12 protein-coding genes are annotated in these 12319 nt (G+C 35.2%); 7 read left to right on the forward strand and 5 right to left on the reverse strand.

Going from position 1 to position 12319, the window contains the following annotated elements:
• The first annotated feature begins 324 nt into the window (after positions 1–324).
• The 6 genes from HGC4_RS03155 to HGC4_RS03180 all read left to right on the forward strand — a co-directional run bounded on the left by HGC4_RS03155 (position 325) and on the right by HGC4_RS03180 (position 3508).
• On the forward strand, positions 325–753 hold the full coding sequence (locus tag HGC4_RS03155) for an SRPBCC family protein (RefSeq protein WP_050708668.1): 429 nt from the start codon (positions 325–327) through the stop codon (positions 751–753).
• Positions 754–779: 26 nt separating this feature from the next.
• Positions 780–1214, forward strand: coding sequence for a VOC family protein (locus HGC4_RS03160; protein WP_050708669.1), 435 nt, complete (start codon positions 780–782; stop codon positions 1212–1214).
• A 14-nt stretch (positions 1215–1228) separates the two neighbouring features.
• Positions 1229–1618, forward strand: coding sequence for a VOC family protein (locus tag HGC4_RS03165; RefSeq protein ID WP_050708670.1), 390 nt, complete (start codon positions 1229–1231; stop codon positions 1616–1618).
• A gap of 32 nt (positions 1619–1650) precedes the next feature.
• A complete protein-coding gene (locus HGC4_RS03170) occupies positions 1651–2088 on the forward strand; it encodes an SRPBCC domain-containing protein (protein WP_050708671.1) in 438 nt (145 codons plus the stop codon).
• Entirely contained in the window at positions 2085–2558 is a 474-nt protein-coding gene (locus HGC4_RS03175) for a VOC family protein (RefSeq protein WP_050708672.1), read from the forward strand. Before HGC4_RS03170 ends, HGC4_RS03175 begins: the two co-directional genes overlap by 4 nt.
• 308 nt (positions 2559–2866) lie before the next feature.
• Positions 2867–3508, forward strand: coding sequence for a DUF4136 domain-containing protein (locus HGC4_RS03180; protein WP_082204052.1), 642 nt, complete (start codon positions 2867–2869; stop codon positions 3506–3508).
• 167 nt (positions 3509–3675) lie between these two features.
• Here the strand turns inward: HGC4_RS03180 and HGC4_RS03185 are convergent, their stop codons facing one another.
• From HGC4_RS03185 to HGC4_RS03200, 4 genes are all read right to left on the reverse strand, one after another.
• The gene (locus tag HGC4_RS03185) at positions 3676–3921 is read right to left on the reverse strand and encodes a hypothetical protein (RefSeq protein ID WP_050708674.1); all 246 of its coding nucleotides are present in this window, start codon (positions 3919–3921) and stop codon (positions 3676–3678) included.
• 200 nt (positions 3922–4121) lie between these two features.
• Positions 4122–5081 (reverse strand): DUF5106 domain-containing protein, encoded by a 960-nt coding sequence (locus HGC4_RS03190; protein WP_050708675.1) that lies wholly within the window; start codon positions 5079–5081, stop codon positions 4122–4124.
• Between the two features lie 100 nt (positions 5082–5181).
• On the reverse strand, positions 5182–6135 hold the full coding sequence (locus HGC4_RS03195) for a phosphatase PAP2 family protein (protein WP_255349818.1): 954 nt from the start codon (positions 6133–6135) through the stop codon (positions 5182–5184).
• A gap of 22 nt (positions 6136–6157) precedes the next feature.
• Positions 6158–6928 carry an NYN domain-containing protein gene (locus tag HGC4_RS03200; RefSeq protein WP_050708681.1) on the reverse strand — a complete coding sequence of 257 codons (771 nt, stop codon included), beginning with the start codon at positions 6926–6928 and terminating at the stop codon, positions 6158–6160.
• A gap of 365 nt (positions 6929–7293) precedes the next feature.
• Here HGC4_RS03200 and HGC4_RS03205 point away from each other — a divergent pair, with 365 nt between their 5' ends.
• Positions 7294–9993, forward strand: a complete 2700-nt coding sequence (locus HGC4_RS03205; protein WP_050708677.1) for a cation-transporting P-type ATPase — start codon at positions 7294–7296, stop codon at positions 9991–9993.
• Between the two features lie 101 nt (positions 9994–10094).
• Here HGC4_RS03205 and HGC4_RS03210 read toward each other — a convergent pair whose 3' ends face one another.
• Positions 10095–12023, reverse strand: a complete 1929-nt coding sequence (locus HGC4_RS03210) for a sialate O-acetylesterase (RefSeq protein ID WP_050708678.1) — start codon at positions 12021–12023, stop codon at positions 10095–10097.
• Between the last annotated feature and the right edge of the window lie 296 nt (positions 12024–12319).

Raw genomic sequence — 12319 nt, forward strand, 5'->3', positions numbered from 1 at the left:
CTCTCTAATATTTTAGCACAAACCAACAAATCTGAAACGTTAAATTTCAGACATTTTGCAATGTTTTCTTGGTTTGATATGTAGTACATAGTATTTAGAATGGTTTAAGGCAAATGTATTATAATATTTTAATATGGAATGATTTTTTATTGTATTTTCTTGACATTTATCTAGTGTTTTACAACATGTGCTAAAAAATGTATTTTAACATTTTGTTTTATATATGACTATTTTTTTCTCAATAAACAAAACTTTATGCTATTCTGTTTTAAGTAGATAAGGTTTAATAAACTTATTTGTAAGAATTACTAATAATAATGCATTATGGAAGATTCAGCAGTTATTGTAGAAGCAATATATCCGGCTCCCCTCTCAAAGGTTTGGCAGGCTATAACAGATAAAGAACAAATGAAAGAATGGTATTTTACGATTGAGGACTTTGTTCTGAAAGAAGGAGCAGTCTTTAATTTTAGTGTATCTGATGAGGAAAAACTATATCGTCATCGTTGTGTTATAAAAGAGATTATTCCTAATAAGAGATTTCAACATACATGGACACACCCAGGTCAAAGTAAGGGCGAGTCTATTGTGACATGGGAACTTGAGCTTTTGGGAGATAACACAAAGGTGACTTTGACTCATGAAGGTCTTGAGACATTTTCTGACGGAGGTCCGGATTTTAAAAGAGAAAATTATTTAGCAGGATGGACCGAAATATTAAAAACGGAATTGAGACAGTTTTTAGTAAAATAATTATTTACCATTTAAATTAAAACACAATGGCAATAGCAATTCAGCCTTATTTAACCTTTAATGGTTATTGTGAAGAGGCTTTCAATTTTTATAAATCAGTATTTGGAGGTGACTTTGCACATATTTCTCGTTTTGGAGAAATGCCTCCTCAGGAGGGAATAAGTTTTCCTGAGTCATTCGCAAAAAAGATAATGCATGTGGCATTACCTGTAAGTGGTCAGTTTATGCTTTTTGGTAGTGATGCCGGAGGCGATTGTTCTCCCGAAGCTGTTGTCGGAAATAATATTTCCTTGTCTCTTCAGATTGAGTCAAAACAAGAGGGCGATAAGATATTTGATGCTCTCTCGGCAGGAGGTACTATAACTATGCCTATGGAAGTTACTTTCTGGAATGCGTACTTTGGTATGTTTACTGATAAATTTGGAATTAACTGGATGGTTAATGTTGACCTGAACTCCTAAAGGAAATTATTAAGATGAAAGAAACTATTAATCCAGTAGGCTGGTTTGAGATTTATGTTGAAAATATAGATCGTGCCAGACGTTTTTATGAAACGGTTCTCGATAGAGAAATGTTTGATCTCCCAATGTCGGAAGATTTGGAGGATATGAAAATGGTAGTTTTTCCGATGTTGGACGATGCTCCAAATTCTTCCGGGGCTTTAGTCGAGATGAGAGGAGTTGAACCCGGAGGAAATAGCACTATTGTCTATTTCTCATCCGATGATTGTGAGATAGAGCAAAGCCGAGTTGAAGCAGCAGGCGGTAAAATCTTAAAGCCTAAATTTTCTATAGGTGATTACGGATTCATTTCTCTGGTTGAGGATACCGAAGGTAATTGTATTGGTCTCCACTCTTTGAAATAAGGTGTTGTACCTAACTTAAAATAACTAAAACTATGGCAGAAAATAAGATTGTTATTACCATTCAGACAACAGTGAAAGCACCAATAGATATTGTCTGGAAGTGTTGGATAACCCCTGCCGATATTATTAAGTGGAATAGTGCTTCCGACGATTGGCACACAACAAAGGCTGTGAATGATTTTCATGTAGGGCGCAAATTCAGTTATAGGATGGAAGCTAAGGATGGAAGTATGGGCTTTGATTTTGGTGGTATCTATGATAGTATCACTGATCATAAGCAAATTAGTTACACGTTGGAAGATGGGAGGACAGCTACTATTACTTTCTCAGTTATAGGCGATGAAGAAACTGAAGTTATCGAATCCTTTGATGCTGAAAATTTCAATCCTATTGAGATGCAACAAAATGGTTGGCAGGCTATTTTAAACAGTTTTAGAAAATATGCAGAACATCAATTCTCTGAACAATGACAGATAAAATTGTACCATGCCTTTGGTTTGATAATCAAGCTGAAGAGGCAGCCATTTTTTATACTTCGGTTTTTAAAAATTCAAAGATCGAAAGTATATCTTATTATGGCAAAGAGGGGTTTGATATTCATCACCAAAAAGAAGGAACTGTAATGGTGGTTGAATTTCAAATTAATGGACAGTTCTTCACCGCTTTAAATGGTGGTCCTATTTTTAAATTCAATGAATCTATTTCGCTTCAGGTGTTTTGTGACAATCAGGCAGAGATAGATTATTATTGGGATAAGCTCACAAGCGATGGAGGAGAAGAGGGTGAGTGCGGATGGCTGAAAGATAAATACGGACTTTCGTGGCAAATAGCGCCATCTATTCTACCCAAGCTCATGAAAGATCCTTTGAAGGCTGATAAACTAATGAAAGCATTTATGCAAATGAAAAAAATAGATATTGATCAATTGATGAAGGTTTAAGGATGAGCTCGCACTTCGAATATTCATTATTATATAGGTAAAAGAAGAAAGTGAGAGCAACTTATTATACTTAAAGCAGGTAAGGCGAAAAAAGTCTTTTAGAAATTTACTTGTTATTTATATAATTGGGGAAAGTTGGTGAACATTATTCATAAAAGTAATGTTATAGAAAGTGAAATAAAATGAGTGTTCGGACTAAGCTAATTCGAAAAGTGTAAATTATAAACAATATACAGCTATTTCTTGTTAACATAAGACGGAAACTTAATCTAGAAGAATTGGATGAACAAAAATAAAATTATAAAATTATGAGAACTTTAAGACTTTTTTCGCTTGTGTTATTTAGCGCCTTAATGTTTGCTTCATGTAAATCGTCATTGACTGTATCCACAGATTATGACCGTAGTGTCGATTTTTCAAAGTATAAAACATTTGGTATTTATAAATTAGACGCCGAAGCTCAAACTATTAGCGAACTAAATAGAAACCGTATTTATGCTGCTATAAAAGCTGCTTTAACAGAACGAGGATTGACAGAGTCTGCTACACCAGATCTTTGGGTAAATAGCTTGGCTTTTGTAGAGTCTAGAGAATCACACTCAAGCACTACTATGACTACCGGTATGGGTATGGGCATGGGTGGTATGGGTATGGGCGGCATGGGTATGGGTGGTTTTCACCGTCCTTACATGTGGGGAGGTCCTATGATGATGACCGGATCGAGCGTAGCCCGCACTCAACACAATGTAGATATTTATCATAAAGGATCGTTACTAGTCGATTTGATTGATGCTAGAACTAATACTCTTGTATGGCATGCTGCAGGTAACAGAGACGTTGATAAAAACTTTGGACGTAATGCAGATGAAAAAATTGCAAAATATGTATCGAAGATGTTTGTGAGTTTCCCTCCTGCAACTATCGTAAATACCACAGTGAAAACTAAATAAGTTTTAAAGTACACAATTAATATATAAAGCTGTTCCTAATTAGGAGCAGCTTCTTTTGTGACTCTTATATTCTAAATAAAGTAATAGGGAGGTATTAAATAAGAATCCCACCAACTCTTTAGAGAGTGGGCGGGACTAATTAATTTGTTACGTGTGACATTATATGATCACTTTATGGGTTTTATACCTATGTTTTTTATGTAATTCTGCACATGCTCGTTTCGCTCTTCTGGCGTAAGGCTGGCAGGAAGTTCAATTGATGTTCTGCTATCAATTACTACACAAACAACTTCACCGATTCTTTTTTTATGATCTTCTAGCATTTGGCTAACTAAGTCATTTGCTCTTACTCGTTCAGATCGGTTAATAGCACCATCTTTTCCTTTTTGAGGTGCTCTTTTTTTAGTTTCCATATTCTCCACTATTTATAAGTAAATAAATAAAACAACCTTCTCAGGCTTGATTTTTGTGAATATACTCAATAATAATCAGATAAACAATTATTTAACAAATTTAGACAAGTGGAGAAAGCCTAAATTTGAATATAATTAGGTTGTTTTTTAGATGGAGAATGAATGCAGTAATAGGATTCCTTATTAGTTGCAGGAGAAAACTATCGGAGTATAACCATCGGTTTATTTTCGAATAACCATTTTTCGAGAATTACAAAATCAACATCTTTTAATATAACCTTTTTATCCTTATCGAGTAAATAAATAGTTGGGATTGCTTTCAGATCATATACCTTTTTATTTTGTACTATTTGATTCTTATCATATCCATTTATCCAATAAGTTGGAATGTCATTCAAGTGTTTTTTCCATATCTCTAAATCTGCATCGGGATAGAAAGAAAGTACAGCGAGATGTTTATTCTCTAGTCCATCGTTTATAATATTGGAATTTTTGATGGCTGCAATTACTTCTGCACAAGCATGGCAGTCGGGGTTGTAAAATAATACAATAGTATATTCGCTCTTTATATCATATAGAGTTCCTGTTTTTCCCGATGCTAAAGTATATGCGAAATTTGTAGCTTTATCTCCGATTTTATTTTTAAGTAACATTTTTAGTTTGAAGTTTGCACGCTCTTTATCAGTTGCATTGGTTTTATTTGACTCTATAATGTAGTTCAGAACGGGAATGTAATATTCTTCGTTTCGCATAGGCGAATTAGGGTCGTAGAGATATTTCTTATACATATCCAGAAAATAAGTATTTATACTGCTGTCAGCTTCAGCTTTTATCAAAGTGTTTTTGATAGCCATGCAAGTAATATCCTTATTGGCATGAGGCAGAATCTCAATATAATTTGCCATTGCTTGCTCCGTTATATTCGGTAAATGAATGTAAGCAGTATCTGTGAAATCAAAATTATCCCAGTAATGTTCTACAAGATAATTAGCTCGGTCTAGAGGCGTTTGCAGCGCTTCAGGAATCGTAGCCATTATAAATGTGCGATCTTTCTTTTGTTCAATTATAGATTCCTTTTGTTTACTTGCATTACTACATGCCAGAAAGCAGAGCCCAAATAATAGGCACAAGAAAAGACAAGTAATATTATGTTTTTTCATAATTGCATTTTGAAGTATTATAGAACATTTTTCCCTAAGTTATAAAAAAAGCATATTCTGGGACTATTTTTTAGTCGTCGTTCTAATATGTTTTGGATAGTTAGAAAGCATATGCTAAGGCTATACCCATATTGCCGGTATTAACTGTTGGTACAATCACGAGACTTTTTTCTTTTTCTTTTATCCCAAGTATATTATGCCATACAGGTAAAAGCATATAACCGAGCTCTGTACTTAAGATACCTATGCCTGCACCCGTAACAACATCACTTACCCAATGTTTCTTGTTCAATACTCGCATAGTGCCAGTTGCTGTTGCCACTGCATACCCACCGATGCCAATCCATGGAGATGTATCTTTATATTCTTTGAAAAGAATGTGTGCCCCTACAAATGCTGTAGCGGTATGCCCCGAGGGAAACGAATTATTATTAGAGCCATTTGGGCGTGCAATATGTGTTGTGCTTTTCACAGTTTGAACGGTTGCACCCATTATCAGATATGATGTTGCCATAATGAGTGTTTGGTCTCTAAAATTGTGTTTCGCTTTTACCCCTGCAAAACTTAAACTGTATGTCATTATAGCAGGAGCAAATTGTATATAATTATCGAGCGGGTTTTTCTTTGAAATATGCTCTCCAACTTCATGGTTTGTGCTTAAGTCTAATTCTCTCAGTGGCTTATTGGCTCTTGTTAATACTCCATAAGCAATAAGTGTGGTAGGAATAATAAATTTAGAATAGGACGAATTGAAAAACTTCTTTTCTTTAGGTATATCAAAGTTAAAAGTCTTTTCCTCCTTCGAGAAGTCAAAACCATTTTCGTCGATATTTGTGGGATTATTAACCATAGATTCTATTTGAATACTATTCTGATTAAATCTCAGGGAATCTGGATTTAATAATTTTGATATAGACTGTTGGTGCATTCTTGTTGTATCTTCTTGTGCAGAAGAGAATGATATACACCCGATAAATAATAAAACAAGTAAGGAGAAACGCTTCATCGTTTTATTTTGCAATAGATATTGTATTTGATAGCTAGTGACTGACATGTCTTACATTTTGCAACTACCTTTATTCTTTGATCTTTACATAGATATGTTTGATATGCTTTTTATCGGCAACTCTCACATCAATGTCGAAAACCTTGTTTAGAGATTTAATCAAAGGTGTAAGTTTTGGATAGCCATAATTTCGGGGGTCAAAATCGGGTCTCTTCTTGATGATCAAATTTCCCATATCTCCAAGGAATGCCCATCCGTCATCGTCAGCTAAATCCATGACCGTAGTTTTTAGAAGCTGAATAAGCTTTTTATTTATAGGCTCAATATTGGAATCTTTCTCCCCTTTAGAATGATTTGGAGATGAAGAATCTTGCTGATTGTCCGAATTTTCTATTTCCGAATTTCCGATTATCTCAATATATATAAACTTGTCGCAGGCTACTATAAAAGGGTTCGGCGTCTTTTTCTCTCCAATGCCAATAACTAACATGCCAGATTCTCTTAGTCTGACAGCTAACCGAGTAAAATCACTATCACTCGAAACCAAACAAAAACCATCTACTTTTTCGGAGTGCAATATATCCATCGCATCAATAATCATGGCAGAGTCCGTTGCATTCTTTCCCGTAGTATAGCTATATTGTTGTATGGGCGTAATGGCATGTTCCAATAAAGGTTGTTTCCATCCCGATACAGTAGGTTTAGTCCAATCACCATATATTCTTTTAATGGTAGGTATCCCTATCTTGGCAATTTCATCGAGCATACCTTTTATATTAGAGTAGGGTATATTATCTGCATCAATGAGGACGGCTAACTTTAAGTCCTTGTTTTCTCTCATAACCATTTGTATTGTTTAGTAATTTCAAATGTACGATTTCTTTGATGTTATTCATTATTAAGTATTAGAAAAAACGAGTCTATATACATCTTTCTATTGATGCTGAAAAATGATGGTCTGTATTTTAATCTATAAGCTATCTTTCTCAAGAAGCCATTATTTTATAAATGTTTTATTGCTGTTAGAAGAGTGGATTGCTAATCTGCATCTTTTGTATAGGTGTCTAATCTTTAGTTGTTTCTTTCTTATTATTCTAAAATAATACACCAGGTATTCTATTTTATTGGTTTTTTATGAAATTTTTCATAGCTGTGAGGTAAACAATAGTTAATTTTTTTTGTTTCAATATCATAATAACCATATTTATGAGGAAAGATTATATTCATACGAAGAGAGAATGGTATTCCATTGATAGTGCTGATGTAATAGACACTTTAGAGTCTGATATTACAGTAGGGCTATTAGATGATGAGGCTAACCAGCGATTAACTCAATTTGGAGAGAACGTATTACCTGAGAAGAAAAAAGTAAGCAAGCTTATCCGTTTCTTGAAACACTTTAATGACATATTAATATATGTGCTTTTTGTTGCGGCAATTGTTACCGCAGTATTAGGACATTATGTCGATACTATTGTTATTCTGTTGGTTGCAGTTGTAAATGCATCAATCGGTTATTTTCAGGAGAATAAAGCTGAGAAAGCATTAGAAGACATCAAGAAGATGTTATCACTTAAGGCGCAAGTAGTAAGAGATGGAGTAAGAACCGAAATTGACGCTTCTCTTCTCACAATTGGAGATATGGTTTTACTGAGTCCGGGAGATAAAGTTCCTGCCGACTTACGTTTAGTAAGAGCCGACAACTTGAAAATAGAGGAATCTCCACTTACTGGAGAATCAGTTCCTTCCGAAAAGAAGGTTGCTGCTTTACCTGTTGATACAATGTTGGGTGATAGAATTAATATGGCTTTTTCGAGTACCACTGTAAGTGCAGGTACGGGAATGGGTGTTGTTATAGCTATCGGTAAGGATACAGAGATAGGTAAGATAAATGAAATGATTTCAGAAGTAGAAGAGATAACAACTCCTCTACTTAGACAAACAGCTAAATTTGGAAAAACAGTATCTATTGTTATTGTAGCTATCGCATTTGTAATTTATTTGTTTGGGCATTTTTTTCGAGATTACGATTCGGGCGAACTACTCATGTCTGTCATAGGTTTGGCTGTAGCTGCTATACCCGAAGGTTTGCCAGCTATACTTTCCATTATTTTAGCAATAGGTGTTCAGAATATGGCTCGTCGAAATGCAATTGTCCGTACACTTCCATCAGTAGAAACATTGGGAGCAGTATCGGTTATTTGTTCTGATAAAACGGGAACACTCACTAAGAATGAAATGACTGTGAAAACTGTAGAGATACGCGATGGCGAATTTACGGTTACAGGAACGGGTTATGCACCAACAGGAGATGTATTGAGTAATGGTGCTAAAGTTGATTTTGATTCTGAGCCTATATTAGAAGAATTGATCAGCTGTTTTAATATATGTAACGAAGCCTCTTTAGGAAAAGATGAGGACGAGCATTGGTTTGTAAAAGGAGACCCTACCGAGGGTGCTTTGATAACTTTGTACCAAAAAGCAGATGTGGATCATAGCCATGTTGAACGGAAATCGACAATTCCGTTTGATTCCGAATATAAATATATGGCTACTTTGATAGAAGATACAGACCATAATATTATATATATTAAAGGTGCTCCCGATCGACTTTTGGATATGGCGGAGAAAGAAAAATCTAAAGCTGGAGAGCAAGATTTTGATCGTCATTATTGGGAGAGTAAAATTACAGAGTTGGCTCAAAAAGGACAACGTATTATTGGTGCTGCCTACAAAAAAGTAGATAAAAGTATAATTGATATAGATCACGAAGATATTCATAATGGTATTGTCTTTCTAGGTCTTGCGGGAATCATAGATCCACCACGTGAAGAAGCTGTTGAGGCTATTAGATTGTGTTCGGAAGCAGGAATCACAGTGAAAATGATAACAGGAGACCACGTAGATACAGCTAAAACCATTGGTAAAGAAATGGGTATTGGTGATGGAACAAAGGCATTGCAAGGAAAAGATCTTGAAAAAATGAGTGATGCCGAGCTCGAAGTAGCTGCTCAGGAATATGATATTTTTGCCCGTACAAGCCCCGAACATAAGTTGAAATTGGTGAAGGCTTTACAAGCCAGAGGTACGATTTGTGCAATGACGGGCGATGGTGTAAATGATGCACCGGCTCTTAAAAAAGCAGATGTAGGTATTGCAATGGGTATCAAGGGTACGGAAGTAACAAAAGATGCTTCGGAAATGGTATTAGCTGATGATAATTTTAGTACCATAGTGGCTGCCGTTGAAGAAGGACGAAGGGTATATGATAATCTGAAAAAGACTATCTTATTTATATTGCCGACGAATGGTGCTGAAAGTTTCTTGATAATAGCGAGTATATTATTTGGTACTATGATGCCATTAACTCCCGTTCAAATTTTATGGGTAAATATGGTGACATCAGTAACAGTTTCTCTAGCCTTAGCTTTCGAAAGAATAGAACCGGGAGCTATGAAACGTCCTCCACGATCGCCACAAACGCCATTGTTAAGCGGCTATTTTATCTGGCGAATATTGTTTGTGTCAGTACTTATTGGTGGTGGAACCCTTTGGATGACTATAAATTTATTAGCACACGGTGTTAGTGAAGAAATTGTGAGAACTATTACATTACAAACTATTGTAATCGCTCAGATGTTCCACTTATTCAATAGCAGAAGTATTCGTGGCTTTGCTTTCAACAAAGACTTCTTTACAAACAAAGCAGTATTTGTAGTATCGGGTCTTTTGGTTATTCTCCAATTGGCAATTACCTATCTTCCTTTTATGAATAATGTATTTGGAACTTATCCTTTAGAGTTAAACGATTGGGTATATCCATTTATTCTAGGTTTTGCAGTATTTGTAATTGTAGAAGTTGAAAAAGCTGTAATGAGAAAAATAGATGCTTTAAAAACAAAATAAGGTGCAGATATTTCTGTTCTTAATAGTGATATATTTTGCATTAAATAGAAAAGACGGACATAGTAATATGTCCGTCTTTTTTTTATTTAAAAATAGAGATCTTACTTATCGGTTCTGAATGGTGCAGCGGGAAGTCCTTCGCTATTGAAAAGGTTTACTTCGGGGTTATTAGACCATGAGTATCTTACTGAAATAGGACTAGAAACTTCTGGGCTCTCAACAATTACTTTGTCTCCATCTAAGTAAGCTTTTGCCCAGACAAATCTGTTGTCAGCACCTGCAATTGCGAAACCTTTGATAGATTGGCTATTGTCTCTCACTTTTAGACCTCTTGAGATATTATCAAAATAGATAATCGCTTTATTTCCTGAGATTTCCATCTTGTTAAATGTAGGACCTGAGTAAATAACATCACTGCGTCCATAATCTTTATTTAGAGCAATTAAAGCAAGTCTAGCTCCTACATCTTGCTTGTTTCGGGGGTGAATATCTTTAGCATCGCCAATGTCGGTAATCACCGCTTGTCCTGTATAAGGTAGCGAAAGAGTCATATTCTGAGCCTCACGCAATTCTGCCCATTTACTCTCTTGAGGTTGTTCATCTTTAGCCATATAATTAGCTAATTGCACCCAATAGAAAGGAAACTCCGATTCCCATTTATCTCTCCAATCGTTGATTAGGGTAGGGAAGAGTGTACGATAGTTATAAGCATCATCTGCATTGCTTTCACCTTGATACCATATTGCCCCTTTTATCGAAAAAGAAGTCATGGGATTAATCATAGCATTGTAAAGTAGGGAGGGATAAGAGTTTGGAGAAAAATCAATATATCCATATTCTTTATTAGTCACCGATTCCTTGTATTCCCATTCTCCGGATAGAGGATACTTTACACCATCAATCTCTAAATATAGCTCATGAGGCTGACCATAAAGGCCTCCGCCTCCACTGTGATCTACAATTTTTACAGTTAAGGTGTTCACTCCACTTTTTAAAATGTCCTTTGTTATACTATATGTTCTAGGTAAGCCATAACCTACTGTCTCTCCAACTTTAATACCATTAATCCATGACACATCATCATCATCTACGGGACCTAGGTTCAATATGGCAGTTTTTCCTTCAGCGTCTTTTGGAAGTGTGAAATTGTATCTGAACCAAACAATTCCGTCTATTGAAGCAAGTTCAGTTTGTGACCATTCTTGAGGTACTTGCATTTTCTTCCATGCAAAGGTAATTTTTGTAGGAGCTTTAAACCATTCGCCTTTTATGCCCGGATCGTTTTTTAAGGCATTGAGGTAGATCTGCTTTTTTGCTTCATTCTCTTGAGCAAATCTAGCTAGATCAATACCTTGTAATGCTGCATATCTTTCTTTGAAATTATCGGGTAAGCGAGCGAATGAGTTTTGGCTTATCCATGTCTCAATCTGAGTCCCTCCCCATGAGGAATTAATGATGCCAATTGGTATATCTAACTCTTTATTTAATTTGCGTGCAAAGAAGTAAGCCACTGCCGAAAAGCTGGAAACTGCTTCGGGAGAACAAACTTGCCATTTCCCATCAAAGTCAGAATTGGGTGTCATACTCATAGCTTTCTCTACATTAAAAGCTCTTATTAGGGGGTAATTAGCTTCTTTAATCTCCTGCTCATAATTTTCAACCTGGCTCCATCCATTCACAGGCATTTCCATATTAGATTGTCCGCTGCATAGCCAAATGTCTCCAATAAGAATATTATTAAAAGTAATAGTATTACTGCTTCCTTGTACTTTCATTTGATAAGGGCCTCCGTAAGGTATTGGCTCCAAATTTACAGACCAATTACCTGCTTGGTCGGCTTGCACATTTCTAGTCTGGTCTAGAATTTCAACTTTGATTTTTTCATTTTTATCAGCCCATCCCCATATCTTGAGAACTTTGTCTCTTTGGAGTATCATATTATCCGAGAATATATGAGGCAATCTAACCTCTGCTTGTAAAACTGAAGAGAAAAGAGTGGCAATAAATAAAAGATAAATGTACTTTTTCATGGATTATAATTAGTTATTAAGTATTTACAAATATAATATATCGAACTGATATTTTATATTGTCTAAATCTTAAATCATTTCCTATCTCTATATGCTAAAATAGAATGGTGGATCTAATAGATTCTCTTTATCTTGTACTTTTATTCATAATTTGAGATGTCTGGGATTTTGTATTTTGCTGATAAATAGGTTTATATCTTTTTAAATTCGAGATTTAACGTTTTGATGCAGTTCAAATGTATAATAATATTGAAACGCAATTGTATCTTTGCCATTCACTTTATATAATAATAAGC

The organism is Dysgonomonas sp. HGC4 (assembly GCF_001261715.1).
Lineage (GTDB): Bacteria > Bacteroidota > Bacteroidia > Bacteroidales > Dysgonomonadaceae > Dysgonomonas_A.